Genomic DNA, 16702 nt, shown 5'->3' on the forward strand with positions numbered 1-16702 from the left:
GTCAGGGGGTGCTACATGCGCAACATCAACGGCTTAGACCTCGATTTTGGGCCTGACGGGCTCGACGGGCCGGAAAAATCGCCATGTACCCGCGCGCGTAATTCAGCGGGGTCTGGGGGAAAACTGCTCTTACGCAAAGGGTAAAAACTCAAGCCCTTCAAGCCCGTCAGACCCAAAAAAGTAGTCTAACCCATTGAATATCAACAAACGAATGAATGGGTTTCCTGTCTTTTCTCAAGCCCAACTCTCAATCCTTCAAGCCCGTCAAGCCCAAGTCAGAAACAGCGAACCCTACAGACAGTGAGATAAGTGAAATGAACCACAAAATGTTGATTTCGGCAGACAAGGTGGAACAAGGTAGGGCGTTGGTTTCGGCGGCCCAGGCGGCGCGGCAGGCGCGTCAAGCTGAGGAAGCGGCGCGGTTAGCCGAAATCCGCGATGCTGGCGCGATCCCCGAGGAATGCGGTCCTGACATTGCCCCGGCCCCGGCACGCGGTGGCTTCGTCCTTGAGCGCGTCCGCCATCTTGAGGGGGCAACGATCGACGATCTGGTCGAAACCAGCCGTGGCTATGTTCGCAAATCTCCGGTCCGTTGCGCCGACGCGTTCGATCTCATGATTGCCGCTGCGCTGCGAGGCAAGAGGGACATGCCTCTCTCGCCAGGCCAGATTGCTATGGGGCGCCGCTACGCAGCCCTGGTCGAAATTTCCGCAACGGATGGCACCAAGCTATCGTGTCTCGACAGTTCGGGAGGCGGCGGCGACAGCATGGACTGGATGGATCGCCATCTGGATATTGGTCGTGAACTCGATCTCTTGCGGGGGCGCATCGGGCATGGGGTTGCCATGGCTGTGCGCCGGGTGCGTCCGACAGCGCGGGGCGCTGAACAGCGCGGCCCGATCATGGATCGTGTATTGGTCGATATGGTCTGCCTCAAAGGCTGCACTTTGGATCAGGTGCTGATGAGCCATGGTTGGTCAGCGAAGGGTGATCACCGGAAAGCCGTCTCACACGCACTGGGCGAGACGCTAGACCGCATGATCGGCTATAGGATGCAAAAAACTTCTTGACTGCTTAGGTCCGTCTGTGAGACAGAATTCACTATTATCGAGAAGTGCGCCCGCAGGGATCAACCCTAGCGGGCGTTCTCATTTCGATCTCACAGCATGCCAATCGCATGAAGCGTGAGAATGACTGCGGTCGGCAGCCCGATCAAAATTGCCCTCATGATGGCCATCTCATCCTCCTCCGGCTCATCCACGAGAAGAACCAAGATGAAGTTGATCTGTTCCAACCGAGAGGGATCACATTTGGCACGGCTCAAGCAGCTCGCTCCGCGTGTCGGCTCGATGTCGTCCCGCGTCGCATCCATTGGCGCAGGCCCTGACCGCCTGAAGCGACGCGACCAGATCGTCCATTGGCGTAAGTGGTACAAGACAGCCGAATGGCAACGGCTGCGCTGGTCCTGCATCTCCGCCGCTCTGTTCACCTGCGTGCGGTGTCACCGTGTCGAAGATAGCCCCGCACTGGTGGCCGACCATATCGTGCCGCATCGGGGCGCGCGTGACCTGTTCTTTGACCCGGCCAACCTGCAATGCCTGTGCAAGGCATGCCACGACGGTGCCAAGCAGCGCGAGGAGCGGCAGGGTCGGTCGGATTGGCCCGTCTGACCCCGAAATAGGGGGGTGGGTCAAAGTCCGTGGCCCTTCCGGCCCTAGACCCGCGTCCCCCTCATCTGGAGATTTTTTTCTGATGGCAGAGGTTTTCGACCTGTTCGGAAACCCCGTTGAGGCGGGGACCGGCAAACCCGGGCGCCCCCGTAAAGAGGCGACGCCGGAAGATCGTAATAAAGTCAAACTATTGTTGGCGGTGGGCTGGAACAACGAGCGGATTGCCAGTGTCCTGCACATGTCGTTGCCGACTTTTCGGCGCAATTTTTTTCAGGAGCTGAAGTTCCGCGACGTGGCCCGCGACATGCTGGATGCAAGGCGCATCGAGCTGGCAATGAAAGCAGCCGGGTCTGGAAACGTCGGCGCCATGCGTCAGCTGGACCGTCTTCTCGATCGCTTCGATCAGATGGAAGCCGAGCGGACCTATGCCCGCAGCCGCAAGGACGAAGATAAAGACCTGACGAAGGAAAAGGTCGGCAAGAAGGTTCTAGACGACAAGATGGCGCTCGATGCCGACGCCGCGTTGATGGAAGAACTCGAACTGGAGACACGCCAGAATGTTCGACACTGAGGCGCTGCCGCGCTTCGCCTGCCCGGACTGGTGGGAGAAGCTGCAGGCAGGCCAGGTGCCGATGGCGGACATCCCCGTCAACCCGCGGAAAAAAGCCAAGCTGCTGGCCTTCTTCAACCGGCTTCGATTGCCGGATGTGCCGGGCAACCCGACCATGGCAGAGGCGTGCGGGGAATGGTTCAAGACCATCCTCGTGGTGTTCTTCGCCAGCGAAGACCCCGAGACTCATCGCGAGATCGTCTGGGAACTGCTTTGCATGGTCCCCAAGAAGAACTCGAAATCCACCTATGTGGCGGCGCTGGCTCTGACCGCGCTCTACATGGAGGAAGCCCCAAACCGGCAGATGCTGCTGGTTGGGCCGAGCCAGAACATCTCGGAGCGCCTGTTCTCGCAGGCGCAGGGGATGATCGATCTGGACGAGAAGCTGAAGCTGATCTTCAAGGTACAGGATCATCTGAAGACGATCACCCGGCGCAAGACTGGCACCGCCCTGGATGTGAAGACCTTCGATACCTCGATCGTGACCGGCGAAATCCCGGTCCTGACGATCATCGACGAGTTGCACGAGCTGGGCAAGAAGGCCAAAGCCGCGAAGGTGATGCAGCAGATCCGCGGCGGCGGCATCACCAAGGTGCGCGGCAAGGTGCTGATGATCACCACACAGTCGGACGAAATGCCGACGGGCATCTGGGAATCCGAACTGAAGAAGGCGCGGGCCATCCGCGACGGCAAGGCCGGGCCGTCACCGATCATGCTGCCAATCTTGTACGAATTCCCTGTGAAGTGTCAGTTGGAGGAGACGTTCTGGCGAAGCCGGGCGAACTGGCGGCTGGTGCTGCCGAACCTCGGCCTCTCGATCGACGCCGAAGCCCTTGAGGACGATTACGAGAATAACGGCAAGGTCTCGAAACAGGCCGAGCAGATCTGGGCAAGCCAGCATCTCAACATCGAGATCGGTGTTGGTCTCGGCGGTGATGCCTGGTCCGGTGCGGTGCATTGGGAAGGGGCGGGCAATCCGGGCCTGACGCTCGATCAGTTGCTCGACGAATGCGAGGTCTGCACGATCGGCGTGGACTGGGGCGGGGCCGATGACCTGGCCGCACTCGCGGTGATCGGCCGGCGGAAGGTCGACAAGGTCTGGCTCCTCTGGGTCAGGGCCTGGGCGCGAAAGACCGTCTTCAAGCAGCGCCCCAAGATTGCCGATGCGCTTCGCGGCTTCGAGGAGGATGGCGACCTTTCCGTCGTCGCAAGCCCCGAGCAGCAAGCGGCGGAAGCGGCCGCGATCTGCGCCATGGTGAAACAGAGCGGGAAGCTACCCGAATCCGGTGGCATCGGCCTCGATGTCGCGGGTGTGGCCCTGCTGCTCGATGCGCTGGAGGAACAGCAGATGTCATCTCCGCTGGTCCAGTCGGTCCGGCAGGGCTGGGCGCTGCAGCCCGCCGTGACAACCGTCGCCCTGAAACTGGAATCGCTCCGGCTGCTGCATGCTGATCAGTCGATCATGGCCTGGGCGGTCGGCAACGCCAAACAGGAGCTCAAGGGGAACAACTACATGGTGACGAAAGAGGTCTCGGGTGCCGGGAAGATCGATCCCCTGATGGCCGCCTTCGATGCCGCCATGCTCATGTTCAACAATCCACAGCCCTCGGGTTCGATCGAGGGCTTCTTGGCCAACCCCATCATGGTGATCTGACATGGATAGGCCGCAGGGCATCATCGACAGGTTTGGTCGGCCCATGGCGGCGCTGTCGGATCTGACCAAGGACCAGCGCCTGACCATTCAGGGCGGGGACCTTGGCTATTACGTGGCCAGCAACGCATCCGGCAAGGTCGTCACCTTGTCCGCCGCGCTGACCATTTCGGCGGTCTGGGCCTGTATCGTGCGTAGCGCCCAGGCGATGGCATCGCTGCCGCTGGACCTGTTTCGCAAAACCTCGACCGGGCGCCAGTCGCAGGATGGCGCGCTGGCCGACCTGCTCGGCCTCTCGCCCAACCTCGACCAGACGCCGGTTGAGTTCTGGGAGGGCATGTTTTCCTGGATGCTGACCAGCGGGAATGCCTATGCCGAGATCGACTGGATCAACGGGCGGCCGTCCTCGCTGATGCCCATCCCCTCGACCCACGTCACCCCGATCCGGAACAAGGTGAACAATCTCTTGTCCTACGAGGTGCGCGAGGTCGGTAGTTCGCGTGTCCGCACCGTCGCGCGCCAGGACATGTTCCATCTGAAGGGCTGGGGCTTCGGTGGGGACGAGGGCATGTCGCCGATCCGCTGGGGGACGCAATCCCTCGGCGCGGCAATGGCGGCGGATGAGGCTTCGGCCAAGATGTTCGGCTCGGGCATGCAGGCTTCGGGCGTTCTGAAGGCCAATCAGCAGATCAGAGACGGGCAGCGCGCCCAACTGCAGGAGCTGATGCAGCAATATGCCGGATCGAACCGGGCAGGAAAGATCATGATCCTGGAAGCGGGAATGGACTTCCAGCAGCTGACGCTGAACCCTGACGACGCCCAGATGCTGGAAACGCGCCGCTTCTCGATCGAGGAGGTTTGCCGGTGGTTTGGCGTGCCGCCGATCGTCATCGGTCACTCGGCAGAGGGCCAGACCATGTGGGGCACAGGGGTCGAGCAGATCTTCCTGTCCTGGATGCAACTGGGCATCAACCCGCTCCTGAAAAAGGTCGAGCAGCGGATCCGCAAACAGCTGATCCCGCTCCGCGATCAGCGCGACGTCTATGCCGAGTTCAACCGCGAAGCCATGCTGCAGATGGACAGCAAGGCCAAGGCCGAGTTCCTGCGCGCCATGACCACGAACGGGATCATGACCCGTGATGAGGCCCGCGACAAATTGAACCTGGAGCGCCGTGGCGGGGTCGCAGACGAGCTGATGGTGCAGACGGCGATGTCGCCGATCGATCTCCTCAACGAAAGGATCTGAAATGGCCAAGAACCATATGCCGGTCGCGCATTTCGGTGTGCGGCCAGATGACGTGCGCGCCGAATGCGCCCCGCCGAAGGCCTTCGACAAGTGGCAGCCAGAACTGCGCGCAAAGGCCGAGGCCTCAGGCGACGCCGGGCCATTTGTTATCGATGTGATGGATGTCATCGGCGAGAGCTGGGATGGGTATGGGATCACGGCGCGCCGCGTCGGAGCACTGCTGCGGAACGCAGGCGACCGGGCGATCGTGGTCAACATCAACAGCCCCGGTGGCGACGTGTTCGAGGGTTTGGCGATCTACAACCTGCTGCGAGGCCACGCGGGTGAGGTGACGGTGCGGGTGGTCGGCCTTGCAGCCTCGGCCGCCTCGGTGATCGCAATGGCGGGCGACCGTGTCGAAATCGCGCGCGCCGGTTTCCTGATGATCCACAACACCTGGGTCTTCGCTATCGGTGATCGTCACGACCTGACCACGGTCGCGGGGCAGCTCGGGGCGTTCGATGAGGTCATGGCGGAGCTCTATGCGCTGCGCACCAAGATGGACGTGGACGAGATCGGCAAGTTGATGGACCGCGAGACCTGGATCTCGGGCCGGGCCGCCATCGACCAGGGCTTTGCCGACGAACTGCTTTCCGCCGATGCGATCGAGGCGTCCGAAAGCGCCAAGGCCAAGGCCGGTGAGGTCAAGGCTGTCTCCGAATTTGCATTCATGGCCCGCAAGGCGGGCTATTCGCGCTCGCAGGCCAATGCCCTGCGCAACCGACTGACCAGCAAGCCGGGCGCTGCTGATGACGACATGCCGCGCGCTGTCGAGACCATGGCCAACCTGACCGGGTGGGCCAAATCCCTTACGGCCAACAAGGAGAACTGACATGGCCTTCGACATGGAACAGGCGTTCGGCGAGTTCAAAGCCGAATTCGACAAGGTCACCGACAAGATCAACAAGAGCGCCCAGTCCGCCCTGGACGAGGCGAAGCGGCTTGGCGGCCTGACCGATGATACCAAGGCGAGCGTGGACAAGGCGCTGGCCGAACAGGGTGAACTGAGGGGCCGTCTGGACGAAATCCAGGCCTCGGCTCGCGAGCTGGAGCAGCGGTTTGCCAGCGGCGCTCGGGGAGGCGCGGGCGCAGCGAAATCGCTCGGTCAGATGGTCATGGACGAGGCCACGGACAAGATCCGGGCATTGGCGAAGAGTGGCGTGCAAGGCGACCAGTCCCTGGGCGTTTTCAACGCGATCACCTCGCTGCCAGGTTCCGGCGGTCCGCTTCTGCCCGAACGCCGGGAAAGCGAGATCATTGCGCCGCCGGACAAGAAGCTGGTGGTGAAAGATCTGATCACCGTCGGACAGACCGACCAGCCGCTGATCAAGTTCTTCCGTGAGGTTTCCCGCACCGGTGCCGCTGGGATCGTGCCGGATAACGGCACCACCGTGAAGCCGCTGATCGACAAGACCTGGGGGTCGGAATCGGAGGAGGTTCGCACCATTGCCGGTCGAATGGAGATCCACAAGCATATGCTGGACGACATTCCGGCACTGCGGACCGACATCGATACGACGCTGACCTACGAGGTCAATAAGGTCGAGAACGCCCAGATCCTCGCGGGCGACGGTACCGGCGAGAACATGTCGGGCCTGATCACCAATGCCACGGCCTACGGCCAGACCGCCCGGGAGCCGGGTGCCGGTGCGACCATTCTGGACCGCCTGCGCCTGGCTATTCTTCAGGTTGCCGCCGCCGGTTATGTCGTCGACGCCAACGTCCTGAATATCTGGGACTGGGCCGCGGCCGAGATTCTGAAGGATACCACGGGCCGTTATATCTTTGGCAATCCTTTCAACGACACGGCGACCCCGCGTCTCTGGGGACGTCGCATCGTCGATACCGAAGATATGCCCGAGGGCGACTTCCTGACCGGCGCGTTCAAAATGGCCGCGACCTATTACGAACGCCAGGGGATCGAGATCCTGCTGTCGTCGGAGAACCGCGATAACTTCGACAAGAACATGCTGACTGTTCGCGGTGAAAAGCGCGGCGTGGTCGCGGTCAAGCGCCCGCTGGCGCTCTGCTACTACACCCCGACCCCCTGATGACCCTGCCGGGCGCGGCAGAGGTCGCGCCCGCTCCATCCCCGTACAGAAGGAATTCTGACATGCCGAAATTGAAAGCCCTCCGCGGCTCGATCGGGATCTATGGCCGGGTCAAGGCCAATGGCATCGTTGAGGTTGAGGAGAAGGACGCCGACAAACTGCTGAAAAGCAAGCGCTTCGTCCGGGCCACCGATGCGGATATCGCTGCAGCCGAAAAGGCTCAGCAGGACTTTCTGGCGGTGAACATGACCGGCGTCACGCCTGGGTTCGCGCCCGTGGCTGTACCCAAGGCCGCCGACCGCCTGCAGGCCATGATCGAAGGCGGTGCCATTTCCAAGGAAAAGGCGCAGGAACTGCTCGCGCTCCAGATCGATCTTTCCGACGACGAGGTGAAGGCTGGTCTTCAAAGCTGGATTGATGAGCGCCGCGCAGAAGTCATGGTTCTGCAGGCCGATTTGACCACCCGCGACGCGGAACTTAACGATCGGGAGAAGGCCCATGCCGAAGCGGTTGCTGCCCATGAAGCCGAAGTCCAGCGCGTGGCAGACCTGGTGGCAGATCTCGACAAGCGCGAGCAGGCGATCGCTCAGGCATCTCGCGCCGCACAGCCGCCCGCCGCCGATGCGAAGAGCGCGCCCGAGGCGGACCAGGCCAAGGAAGACCATAAGGGCAAGGCGGCAAAATGATCGTCGATCTGCTCGAGCTTAAAGGCCACCTGCGCGTCGATCCCGGGAACCATGACGAGGACGACGATATCGAGTCCTATGGTCTTGCGGCCGAGGTCCAGGTGCAGCATTGGCTCGGGCGGCCAATTTATGCCACTGCCGTGGAAATGCCCGCCAGCGGGTCGTCTCTCTTTGACCCGTATCAGATGGTGGCCGACCAGGCGGTGAAGGTGGCAATCAAGCAGCTGGTCGGGCGCTTCTATGGCCCGGATCGCGAAGCCGCCGGCAGCACGGCCGAGGATGCGGTCCTACCCGCCTCGGTGCGCTCGCTCCTCGCAGGGCATCGTGTCTTCCACAAGGTAATTGAAACGCCGTCGCCGTCGGTGGCGGAATGACGACGATTGGAGAGTTGAACAGGCGTGCCACCTTCCTGCGTCCCATCAAGGACCGCGATGCCGACGGCAAGGTCATCCAGTCCTACATCCCGGTATTCGAGGCGTGGGCGAATGTGCGCTGGCTACGCGGCGGCGAGAGCGTGATGCAGTCACGTCTGGCCAGCCGCAGCCCCGCGATCGTCACCATTCGCGCACATGTGGCGGCGCGGGAGGTCACCAGCGAATGGCGCGTCCAGATCGAGGGGCGCGCGTTCGAGATTAAGGAAGATCCGCGCGAGAGCGATGACCGGGCATTTCTCGAACTGCTGGTGGAGCGTATCGCATGAGGGCTGGCCGTACGCTCCGCCGCATCGTGATGGATCGGATCATCGCTCATGTGCCGGATCTCGGCGGTCGCGTCTTCGATATGGCGACAAAGGGTGTCGACCATCCTTATGCCACGCTCGGGCCGTCCTATTGGGTCGATGACAGCACCGAATGCATCGATGCGCGCGAAACCACCCTGCAGGTCGATCTCTGGCACGACTCCAGCAGCAAGGGCGAGCTGGAAGACCTGGTGGATGATGTGACTGCGGCATTGAAGGGGTGGGCTGATACCGTTTCGCTGACCATGCACCCGGTTGAGATTTCGCTGGTACAGATCATGGACGATCCGGACGGCGTGTCGGTCCATGGCGTCATCCAGATCGAGGCGATGGTGGAAGCCGATGGCAACCCTTAGTCCGCGCATCGTCGCGAAGCTTAAGCAGATCCCAGCGGTTGCCGTCGAGGCTGCGCGGCTTGCGATGGAAGAGGGCGCCGATCAGATTGTTGCCGACATGCGTGTCAATGCGCCGAAAGGGAAGACGCGCAAGCTAGTCAATAGCATCGGCTGGACATGGGGCGACCTGCCTCCCGGCACGTTCATGATTGATGAGATCAGGAGCGGGCGGAACCAAGGCGATCAATACGCGACGCTGCGGATCAAATTTTATGCTGGCGCGGGTGAGGGGTTCTATGCGCGTTTCCATGAGTTCGGGACCAAGGACGGCAAGACCCCGGCGCGACCGTTCTTTTACCCGGTCTGGAAGCAACACCGGGCCAAATACCGCGCATTGATCCGAAAGAGAGTGCGGGACGCGATCAAGGCGGCCTGGGCGAATGGCTAAGGCGATCTTCACCGGCGATTTCCACTACACCAGCATGACGCGCAACGCCGGCTGGTCGGCATATCCGTCGCCGGAAGTGCAGTATTTTCCGCGCGAATTCATCGACGCCGCCGTGAAAGCGGGCCGTGCGCAAGAGGTTTTGCCCTCCGTCCGCAAGGACCGGGCGGAAATGGCCAGCAAGGGCCGATAAATCGGGCGACTGAGTTTCAGGCCCTTCAACCTATCAGCCGCCACTTTTGGGGCGGCTTTTTTATGGAGAGAACCCAATGCCTGCTCCGATTACCGAGAAATTCGAGCAGATGACGCTCGAGATCACCGATGACGGCACTGCGTGGCGCAAGATCTGCGGCCTTGTCGGCGTCACCATCACCCGCACCGCGGCGTTTGACACGTCCGAGGTTCCGGCCGATTGCGATGACGAATCCCTTCCGCTGAAGGTCGAGCGCGCCATCCGCACGATCGAGGTTTCGGTCTCGGCCGAGGGCGTCTGGGCACAGCAGTCGCATGAGGACATCCAGGACTGGTTCTATTCCGGCCAAACCATGGATATCCGCGTCGGCCATCAGAACGCGGCGACCGGTGACACCCAATACGAAATGGGGCCAGCGCTGCTGACCACGCTGACGAACCAGCGCACCAAAGGCCAGAAGGTTTCGGCCTCGCTGGAAATCCAGTTCGACGGCACGCCGACCCGTGCGGCTAAGGCCGCCTGATGCAACCTGTCACAATCCGCTGGCCGGGCGGGGAACATGATTTCAGGCTCGGGATTGCCGAGCTTGAGGTCATCCAGCAGAAAACCGACTGTGGCCCGGAATACCTGCTGATGAAGATCAGCGCCGGGCGCTGGTCGCATGTCGATCTGATCGAGGTCATCCGCAACGGCCTGATTGGCGGCGGGATGGCGGCGGCGGAAGCGCTCAGCACAGTCCGCAATGCCTTCGAGCTGCATCCTATGATCCGGTTCAAGGTACCCGCCACCGCGATCTTGTCAGCCTGCCTCTACGGCCCTCCGGATGATCCGGTGGGGGAGGATATGCCGGTGGAGCCGACACCGGGGTCAGAAACAACGGCAAGTGGAAATTCAGCACCTATTACGGGTTAGGCGCGGCCATGGGGTTCTCCCCGGCGCAGGTCGGGCAAATGACCCCATGGGAGTTCATGGCCTGCCTTGAAGGGTTTGGCCGGGCCAACGGCTGGAAGCCGGGCGGCGGTGGCGGTGCGGCAGACGCCATCACCGATGAACAATTGGCGGCTTTGGGTATCGAGGGATTCTAATGGCGCAAGAGCCTGATCTTGTCATTTCCGCAGGGTTTTCCGACGCCCAGTTGGTCAAAGAGGCCAATAGAGTCGTCGAGATCTACCGCAAGAAAGGCGAGGAAGCCCAGAAAGCCTTCGTCGATGCGCAGGGCAAGGTCACCGACACCCAAGCCATGCGGGCGCATGTCAAGGAACTCGACAATCTGCAGAAGGCGTATGACCCGGTCTACCGTTCAGCGAAACAGTACGAGGCCGAAGTTGAGCGGTTGAACCGTGCGCTGAAGGTAGGGGCAGTCACGCAGGATCAGTATAACGAAAAGGTGTCGGAGGCTGCACGCAAGATGCAGGCTGCGGGTGCCAGCATCGAAACTGCAACCAAGCGCGGCAGTGGCGGTATCCAGAACTTCGCCTTTCAGGTCCAGGACTTTGCGGTCCAGGTATCGAACGGTACGGCGGCATCCACGGCCCTCGGCCAACAGCTTCCCCAGCTCCTCGGCGGATTCGGCGCGCTCGGCGCGGTTCTGGGCGCAGTGGTCGCGGTTGGCGTGCCTCTGGCCGCGTCGTTCTTCTCGGCGGGCGAGGAAGCTGTTGAGTTGGACAAGACGATCAAGGAATTGACTACCGGGTTAGAGGCATTGCGCGAAGCCCAGGCGAATGCCGCCATGCCAGTCGAGGCGCTGACCGAGAAATACGGAGCCCTGGCTGATGAAATGGCGCGGGTGTTCCAGAACCAGCTTGCGATTGCGGCGCAAGAACTGGACGCCATGGGCAGTTCGATCGAGAAGGCCATCGCCGCGACCGCCGATCTCGATGGCATGGTGCGGCAGTTCGATGCACTCAAAGAGGCCTCGGATCGTGGCGTCCTGACCTATGACGAATATCTCGGTGCGCTGCGCGATCTTGAACTGCAGTTTGGGTTCACTGCAGCACAGGCGCTCCAGTACGAGAACCTGATGGAGGCGGTCGCATCTGCTGATGGGCCCGAGCAGCAGGCACAGGCATGGCTGGCGGTAAATGACTGGATTGAGGCGAACCGCGACTCGCTGGCGGCACAGGGCGTCGCTGTCGATGACCTGATCAAGCAGACCAATGATCTGGCGGCAGGCTACGGCGATGCGCATGCGGCCGCCAGTGACATCGCGGCGGCTGCCGATGCCGGTGCTGTGGCTACCGACAACTGGGCGGCGGCGGCGGCTAATCTTGCTGCAAATCTGGAGGGTGCGGCCGGCGCTGCAGGTCGCGCGGCGGCGGCAGTTGGGGCTGCCATTGCCGCACAAAATCAGCAGGCCGGATTGGGCAGTGTTACAGGCCTTGATCCCTTCTCCGCTTCGTCAGGTCGGGCGCTGACGGCGGCGGCTGGCGGTAGCAATATTGCGCAGCAAGGCGAATTCGACCGGAATTGGCTGGTTCAGGTCGAGGCGCAGGAAAAGGCGCTGAAGGCCGCAGAACGGGCGTCTGGCCGCCGGAGTGGTGGTTCCGGTCGAAAGGGCCGCAAATCTGGTGGTGGGCGTGAGAAAGAGCCGACCGATATCTTCGAAAGCGCCGTGCAGGACATCGCGAACCTAGAACGCCAGATCACACTGATCGGCAAATCCACCGAGGAAACCGCACGGATGCGGGCACAATGGGAAATGCTCGATGCCGCGAAGAAGGCGGGCATTCCGGTTACGGACGAAGTCAACGCGCAGATCGAGGCCCAGGCTGCGCAGGTCGGGCAGATGACGCTCGCGTTGGAGCAGGCGGAGGTGGCCCAGCGGCAGTTTGACGACGCGATGGACGGGATTGCCGATGCTTTCACCAATGCCTTGGTCGAAGGTGAAAGCTTGCGCGAAGGGCTGGCCGATGTGTTCAAGGGCATCGCAGCCGATCTGCTCAAATCCGGCATTCGACAGGCGATGATGTCATCATTCGGTGGAATCGGCGGGTTTGGTGCGCTCTTCGGCGGTGGCGATCCTCTGGCATCAGCATTGAGCGGTGCTGGCCTCAGCCCAGTCCAGTCTTTCGATGGCGGCGGATTTACCGGCCATGGCGCGCGGTCAGGAGGGCTGGACGGGAAAGGTGGACGCCTTGCGGTCGTGCACCCAAACGAGACAATCCTCGACCATACCAAGGGGCAGGGGATGGGCGGCCTGACCGCTTCCTTCGCCCCGAGCATCCACCTGAACCCGGGCGTGACGCAGGCCGATTTGGCAATGGCGATGGCGGCGGCGCGGCGGGAATATGAGCAGAAGTTCCTGCCATTGCTGCGCAAAAACCTGCCCAAACATAAAGAGCGGTATGCCTGATGGTCGAGTTGATCGAATGGGACCACGACATCGTCCGCCATCTGGATGTGTCGTATTTCATCCAATGGACCAGCCGGGAGGCCGGGGCCAATCTGGCCGGGGTGTCGCAGATCCTGACGCCGATGATGGGCGTCTGGCGTGTGGATATCACCATGCCGCGTGAGTTCGACGGCACGCGGCTGAAGCAGTTCGAGGCGCTCGTCTCGCAGATGCGGGGGCGCTACAACGTCGCCAACTTGCCGGTCTGCGATCCTTATAAATACGACGCGGGCGTCAGCCCCCGTCAGTACCCTTTCGATGATGGTCAATGGTTCTCGGATGGCACGGGTTTTTCGGACGGCACCGGCGGTGTGCAACCGCTCATTCTGACCGCCGACGTCGCCATCGGTGCCAACCAGCTTTACCTCGATCTGACCAACCCGGTGCGTCCGGCTCCGCGGGTTGGCGATCACTTCAGCTCCGGTGGCTTTCTGTACCGGGTGGTTGCCCGCAACAGCGCGGGATGGGTCAAATTCGAGCCTTCCGCACGCGCCGCCATGGCCACCGGCAACGCCCCCAACTTCTCGGCACCGCGCTTCTATGGCCGCTTCATTGACGACAGCCAGGGCCAGCGCACGCGCGAGTTCCTGCGCTGGGGGTCCAGCATCACCCTGTCCTTCGTCGAAGCCTTCGATCGGAGCTTCACATGACGCCTGCGCTTGCCGCCTTCCTCGACACCGACCCGGAAGTGGTGCCGCTGGTCCGGCTGTTTCACCTGAACTTCGGCTCGGTCCAGTATTACCTGAACGAGACGGAAGTGCCGTTGACCTTCGACGGTCAGCTCTGGCAGCCATCCTATGGCTGGATCGGGGCCGATCCGATCTCGATCGAGGCCAGCCCGTTCGAAGCGAATGCGGCCTATTACACGGTCTGGAATGTCGGCACCAAGCAAGGCGCGGACCTGGCCTATGAGGCCCTGAACAATCCGGCCAGCTGGTCGGGCAAGAGCGTGCGCCAGCTTTGGGCGGTGCGCGGCTTTCCGAATGACGCCATCGTCATGCATGTCGGCCGCATCGTCGACGTGACCCCGCGCGAGAATGTCGGGCTGGCCGAGATCCGCATCCGGGCGGAGACGCTGGCGGCCTCGCGCAATTACACGCCGCTGGGCGAATACACGCCCCGCGACCAGGCACGGCGCTATCCCGGCGTGGTCGATCGTGGCCTCGATTATGTCGCCGCCATGCCCGGCAAGAAGATCAAGGGCTGGCTGCGCGGCTGATGCAGCAGCTTGATGATTACGTCCAGCGCACGGCCTTGCTGCCGTGGGAATGGGGCGTGCAGGACTGCACCATCTGGGTGGCGGACTGGTGCCTGCTGCGCTGGGGCTTCGATCCGGCGTGCCGGTTCCGGGGGCGTTACCGCAGTGCCGCCGGCGCCCATCACCTGACGGCTTGCGGGCTGGTGGTGCGGGTGGGGCCGGAGATCCCGCTGCCGCGCAAACCGGTCGCGGGCGACGGCGATCCGGGCGTCATCGACATCACCGGCCGCCAGGTTGCGGCCATCAGGTCGGGCAGCCACTGGCTGTTTCGGACCCCGCGCGGCGTCGGCATGGCGCGGCGCGACGCAATCGCAATTTGGGGTGAATGAATGCCACAGGTAGGAGCTTGGGTCGCGACGGCGCTGCTCGGGTCGGCGGCGGCAGCCGGTGCCGCCGGTGCCGTGGTCGCCGGGCTGGTCAACCTGGCGGTCAGCGCCGTGATCAGCATGGCGGTGGCCAAGATCAACGCGCCGAAGGGGCCTCGCCCCTCGGAGCTCACCACGGAGCTGAAGTCCAGCAACGCCAAGCGGATTCGACATCTGGGCCGGGTCCGGGCCAGCGGCACGGTGGTTTTCTACGAATGGGCGGATGTCGGCTTCACCCGGCGGCTGTTCAAGCTGATCGCGGTGGCGGATGGCGGCATGACCAATGTCGTGCGCTGGTATCTGGATGGCCAGCCGGTCAGTGTCGATGCCGATGGCTATGTGACCACGGCGCCGTGGAACAAGGGCAATATCCGCCTGCGCTACCGCAAGGGCTTGGTGAGCGATGAGTGGGACGGTGGGAACTGGGCAGAGATGCGCAGCGCCTTTCCGGGCTACTGGACCACCGATCACCGGCTGCGCGGCATCGGCACCCTTCTCGCCACCTTCGATGATGTGGACGGCGAGGACATTGCCGAGGTCTATTCCGGCGGCGAACCGGAAGTCTCGGCGCTGATCGACGGCGCCCCCTGCTACTGGATCCCGTCCGACGATTTTGCCCATAGCCGCAACCCGGCGCGCCAGCTTTGCGATGTGCTGGTCAATCCGACCTTCGGCCCGCTGGCGGCAGCCGATATCAATACTGGCTCTTTGGCCGGCGCGCGGGCGGTCGCGGTCGAGGAGATTGCCACGGCTGGCGGGACCCGCGAGCGCTACCAGTCTGGCATCAGCTTCGCGATGTCCGATCCGTTCAAGGATGTCGCCCAGAAACTGCTCGATGCCATGGGCGGTCGCGCCTGGATCGATACCGATGGCCGGCTGAAGGTCGAGGCAGGCGCATGGACCCCGCCGACGGTCACCATCCTTGAGCGCCACATTGTCGAGATGGAATACGGGGCAGGGACCGAACGCATCAAGCGCGTCACCAGCCTGCAGCCGACCTATGTCGCGCCCGAGGTGCGTTGGCAGGAAACCGTCGCCGATATCTGGGAGGATACCGACGCCATTGCCAAATGGGGCGAGGGCGAGCCCAAGGGCGTCGACCTGCTGGCCGTGCAGCATCACGGCCAGGCGCGGCATCTGTGCAAGCAGATGCTGGCCCGGATGAACCCGGCCCGGCGCATGACCCTGACCCTGCGCGCCTTTGGCTTGCGGCTGCTGGGGGAGCCGTGGGTGGCGGTGCATATCCCCCGCCTCGGGCTGAGCAATACCCCGTTCTGGGTCGATAGCTGGGGCTTTGACGGCACCAATGTCACGGTCGAACTGATCGAGGCCGATCCGGCGTCGTTCAGCTGGAGTGCGGCGCAGGATGGCGAGCCTCCGACCGAGGCGGAGGAATTCGACCGCGCCACCCTGACCTTCAGCACGACGGTCGACAGCCTGACCGTCGTCACCGACGACGGCGCGCCCTATCTCCGCGTCTCCGGGACCTATGCCGCCTCCTGGGGCTATATCGGCATGATCCAGTTCCGCCGCACCGGGTCGAGCGAATGGACCGATGGCATCCGCGAGACCGCCGCCAGCGGGCAATATCGCTACCGCACCCCGCCACTGGCCGATGGCGGCACCTATCAGCTCCGCAGCTATGTCGCGCCCGGCGGGCAGACCTGGAAGCAGAAATCCACCCCGGTCGTGGTCTCGGATATCGACATCGTCGCCAATGCGACCGCCCCCGATGCCCCGGTGGTGATCTCGGAGAGCGGCACATCCGGGGGCACGCTGTCGGTCACCTTCGGCCCCGATCTCGGGGTCAATTATCGCCGCACCGGGCTTTATCGCGGCCCGGTCGGCACCCCCTTTGGTTCGGCGGCTTTCGTCAAGTGGACCTACGCCACCTCGGCGGAAGTGACGATGACCGACGCCATTCCGGGCGGTGGCGCGCGCTACTGGCTGCAGTCCGAGAACCAATCTGGCGTCCCCTCGGCTGCGGCCTTGGTCGGCAATTTTTCCTAATCACGAGGGCAGT

At 62.8% G+C, this 16702-nt stretch carries 22 protein-coding genes; 21 read left to right on the top strand and 1 reads right to left on the bottom strand.

Annotation, left to right across the window (positions count from 1 at the left end):
• Window positions 1–215 precede the first annotated feature (215 nt).
• Window positions 216–1070 (top strand): hypothetical protein, encoded by an 855-nt coding sequence (locus tag GL300_RS19630; RefSeq protein ID WP_246195263.1) that lies wholly within the window; start codon window positions 216–218, stop codon window positions 1068–1070.
• Window positions 1071–1159: 89 nt separating this feature from the next.
• Here GL300_RS19630 and GL300_RS27160 read toward each other — a convergent pair whose 3' ends face one another.
• A complete protein-coding gene (locus tag GL300_RS27160; RefSeq protein ID WP_281353174.1) occupies window positions 1160–1294 on the bottom strand; it encodes a hypothetical protein in 135 nt (44 codons plus the stop codon).
• A gap of 16 nt (window positions 1295–1310) precedes the next feature.
• Here GL300_RS27160 and GL300_RS19635 point away from each other — a divergent pair, with 16 nt between their 5' ends.
• The 20 genes from GL300_RS19635 to GL300_RS19730 all read left to right on the top strand — a co-directional run bounded on the left by GL300_RS19635 (window position 1311) and on the right by GL300_RS19730 (window position 16689).
• Window positions 1311–1670 (top strand): HNH endonuclease, encoded by a 360-nt coding sequence (locus GL300_RS19635; protein ID WP_246195264.1) that lies wholly within the window; start codon window positions 1311–1313, stop codon window positions 1668–1670.
• A gap of 82 nt (window positions 1671–1752) precedes the next feature.
• On the top strand, window positions 1753–2241 hold the full coding sequence (locus tag GL300_RS19640) for a hypothetical protein (RefSeq protein ID WP_155041391.1): 489 nt from the start codon (window positions 1753–1755) through the stop codon (window positions 2239–2241).
• Window positions 2228–3934 carry a terminase large subunit domain-containing protein gene (locus tag GL300_RS19645; protein ID WP_155041392.1) on the top strand — a complete coding sequence of 569 codons (1707 nt, stop codon included), beginning with the start codon at window positions 2228–2230 and terminating at the stop codon, window positions 3932–3934. The genes GL300_RS19640 and GL300_RS19645 overlap by 14 nt, the downstream gene beginning before the upstream one ends.
• 1 nt (window position 3935) lies before the next feature.
• Window positions 3936–5177 (top strand): phage portal protein, encoded by a 1242-nt coding sequence (locus tag GL300_RS19650; RefSeq protein WP_155041393.1) that lies wholly within the window; start codon window positions 3936–3938, stop codon window positions 5175–5177.
• Between the two features lies 1 nt (window position 5178).
• Window positions 5179–6048 carry a head maturation protease, ClpP-related gene (locus GL300_RS19655; protein ID WP_155041394.1) on the top strand — a complete coding sequence of 290 codons (870 nt, stop codon included), beginning with the start codon at window positions 5179–5181 and terminating at the stop codon, window positions 6046–6048.
• A 1-nt stretch (window position 6049) separates the two neighbouring features.
• On the top strand, window positions 6050–7267 hold the full coding sequence (locus tag GL300_RS19660) for a phage major capsid protein (protein WP_155041395.1): 1218 nt from the start codon (window positions 6050–6052) through the stop codon (window positions 7265–7267).
• Window positions 7268–7329: 62 nt separating this feature from the next.
• Window positions 7330–7953: a hypothetical protein gene (locus GL300_RS19665; protein ID WP_155041396.1), complete on the top strand. Its 624-nt coding sequence runs from the start codon at window positions 7330–7332 to the stop codon at window positions 7951–7953.
• Window positions 7950–8327, top strand: a complete 378-nt coding sequence (locus GL300_RS19670; RefSeq protein ID WP_155041397.1) for a head-tail connector protein — start codon at window positions 7950–7952, stop codon at window positions 8325–8327. Before GL300_RS19665 ends, GL300_RS19670 begins: the two co-directional genes overlap by 4 nt.
• Entirely contained in the window at window positions 8324–8653 is a 330-nt protein-coding gene (locus GL300_RS19675; protein ID WP_155041398.1) for a phage head closure protein, read from the top strand. The genes GL300_RS19670 and GL300_RS19675 overlap by 4 nt, the downstream gene beginning before the upstream one ends.
• 29 nt (window positions 8654–8682) lie before the next feature.
• Window positions 8683–9048, top strand: coding sequence for a DUF3168 domain-containing protein (locus GL300_RS19680; RefSeq protein ID WP_246195265.1), 366 nt, complete (start codon window positions 8683–8685; stop codon window positions 9046–9048).
• Window positions 9035–9475 (top strand): HK97-gp10 family putative phage morphogenesis protein, encoded by a 441-nt coding sequence (locus GL300_RS19685; RefSeq protein WP_170297736.1) that lies wholly within the window; start codon window positions 9035–9037, stop codon window positions 9473–9475. Before GL300_RS19680 ends, GL300_RS19685 begins: the two co-directional genes overlap by 14 nt.
• Window positions 9468–9665, top strand: coding sequence for a hypothetical protein (locus tag GL300_RS19690; protein WP_155041401.1), 198 nt, complete (start codon window positions 9468–9470; stop codon window positions 9663–9665). The genes GL300_RS19685 and GL300_RS19690 overlap by 8 nt, the downstream gene beginning before the upstream one ends.
• A gap of 76 nt (window positions 9666–9741) precedes the next feature.
• Complete coding sequence (locus GL300_RS19695) at window positions 9742–10188, top strand: phage tail tube protein (protein WP_155041402.1); 447 nt, start codon at window positions 9742–9744, stop codon at window positions 10186–10188.
• Entirely contained in the window at window positions 10188–10577 is a 390-nt protein-coding gene (locus GL300_RS19700; protein ID WP_155041403.1) for a gene transfer agent family protein, read from the top strand. The genes GL300_RS19695 and GL300_RS19700 overlap by 1 nt, the downstream gene beginning before the upstream one ends.
• An 8-nt stretch (window positions 10578–10585) precedes the next feature.
• Window positions 10586–10750, top strand: a complete 165-nt coding sequence (locus GL300_RS19705; RefSeq protein ID WP_155041404.1) for a hypothetical protein — start codon at window positions 10586–10588, stop codon at window positions 10748–10750.
• Window positions 10750–13017, top strand: coding sequence for a hypothetical protein (locus tag GL300_RS19710; protein WP_155041405.1), 2268 nt, complete (start codon window positions 10750–10752; stop codon window positions 13015–13017). Before GL300_RS19705 ends, GL300_RS19710 begins: the two co-directional genes overlap by 1 nt.
• Window positions 13017–13706: a hypothetical protein gene (locus tag GL300_RS19715; RefSeq protein WP_155041406.1), complete on the top strand. Its 690-nt coding sequence runs from the start codon at window positions 13017–13019 to the stop codon at window positions 13704–13706. Before GL300_RS19710 ends, GL300_RS19715 begins: the two co-directional genes overlap by 1 nt.
• Entirely contained in the window at window positions 13703–14275 is a 573-nt protein-coding gene (locus tag GL300_RS19720; protein ID WP_155041407.1) for a hypothetical protein, read from the top strand. Before GL300_RS19715 ends, GL300_RS19720 begins: the two co-directional genes overlap by 4 nt.
• Entirely contained in the window at window positions 14275–14643 is a 369-nt protein-coding gene (locus GL300_RS19725) for a DUF6950 family protein (protein WP_246195050.1), read from the top strand. The genes GL300_RS19720 and GL300_RS19725 overlap by 1 nt, the downstream gene beginning before the upstream one ends.
• Window positions 14644–16689 (top strand): phage tail protein, encoded by a 2046-nt coding sequence (locus tag GL300_RS19730; RefSeq protein WP_155041408.1) that lies wholly within the window; start codon window positions 14644–14646, stop codon window positions 16687–16689.
• Window positions 16690–16702: the final 13 nt, after the last annotated feature.

It is taken from the genome of Paracoccus litorisediminis, from assembly GCF_009711205.1.
Lineage (GTDB): Bacteria > Pseudomonadota > Alphaproteobacteria > Rhodobacterales > Rhodobacteraceae > Paracoccus > Paracoccus litorisediminis.

Excerpts from the sequence above, each read along its gene's own strand:
- GL300_RS19630 (WP_246195263.1), top strand. The coding sequence starts at position 216 with ATGGGTTTCCTGTCTTTTCTCAAGCCCAACTCTCAATCCTTCAAGCCC.
- GL300_RS19640 (WP_155041391.1), top strand. The coding sequence starts at position 1,753 with ATGGCAGAGGTTTTCGACCTGTTCGGAAACCCCGTTGAGGCGGGGACC.
- GL300_RS19645 (WP_155041392.1), top strand. The coding sequence starts at position 2,228 with ATGTTCGACACTGAGGCGCTGCCGCGCTTCGCCTGCCCGGACTGGTGG.
- GL300_RS19650 (WP_155041393.1), top strand. The coding sequence starts at position 3,936 with ATGGATAGGCCGCAGGGCATCATCGACAGGTTTGGTCGGCCCATGGCG.
- GL300_RS19655 (WP_155041394.1), top strand. The coding sequence starts at position 5,179 with ATGGCCAAGAACCATATGCCGGTCGCGCATTTCGGTGTGCGGCCAGAT.
- GL300_RS19660 (WP_155041395.1), top strand. The coding sequence starts at position 6,050 with ATGGCCTTCGACATGGAACAGGCGTTCGGCGAGTTCAAAGCCGAATTC.
- GL300_RS19665 (WP_155041396.1), top strand. The coding sequence starts at position 7,330 with ATGCCGAAATTGAAAGCCCTCCGCGGCTCGATCGGGATCTATGGCCGG.
- GL300_RS19670 (WP_155041397.1), top strand. The coding sequence starts at position 7,950 with ATGATCGTCGATCTGCTCGAGCTTAAAGGCCACCTGCGCGTCGATCCC.
- GL300_RS19675 (WP_155041398.1), top strand. The coding sequence starts at position 8,324 with ATGACGACGATTGGAGAGTTGAACAGGCGTGCCACCTTCCTGCGTCCC.
- GL300_RS19680 (WP_246195265.1), top strand. The coding sequence starts at position 8,683 with ATGGATCGGATCATCGCTCATGTGCCGGATCTCGGCGGTCGCGTCTTC.
- GL300_RS19685 (WP_170297736.1), top strand. The coding sequence starts at position 9,035 with ATGGCAACCCTTAGTCCGCGCATCGTCGCGAAGCTTAAGCAGATCCCA.
- GL300_RS19690 (WP_155041401.1), top strand. The coding sequence starts at position 9,468 with ATGGCTAAGGCGATCTTCACCGGCGATTTCCACTACACCAGCATGACG.
- GL300_RS19695 (WP_155041402.1), top strand. The coding sequence starts at position 9,742 with ATGCCTGCTCCGATTACCGAGAAATTCGAGCAGATGACGCTCGAGATC.
- GL300_RS19700 (WP_155041403.1), top strand. The coding sequence starts at position 10,188 with ATGCAACCTGTCACAATCCGCTGGCCGGGCGGGGAACATGATTTCAGG.
- GL300_RS19705 (WP_155041404.1), top strand. The coding sequence starts at position 10,586 with ATGGGGTTCTCCCCGGCGCAGGTCGGGCAAATGACCCCATGGGAGTTC.
- GL300_RS19710 (WP_155041405.1), top strand. The coding sequence starts at position 10,750 with ATGGCGCAAGAGCCTGATCTTGTCATTTCCGCAGGGTTTTCCGACGCC.
- GL300_RS19715 (WP_155041406.1), top strand. The coding sequence starts at position 13,017 with ATGGTCGAGTTGATCGAATGGGACCACGACATCGTCCGCCATCTGGAT.
- GL300_RS19720 (WP_155041407.1), top strand. The coding sequence starts at position 13,703 with ATGACGCCTGCGCTTGCCGCCTTCCTCGACACCGACCCGGAAGTGGTG.
- GL300_RS19725 (WP_246195050.1), top strand. The coding sequence starts at position 14,275 with ATGCAGCAGCTTGATGATTACGTCCAGCGCACGGCCTTGCTGCCGTGG.
- GL300_RS19730 (WP_155041408.1), top strand. The coding sequence starts at position 14,644 with ATGCCACAGGTAGGAGCTTGGGTCGCGACGGCGCTGCTCGGGTCGGCG.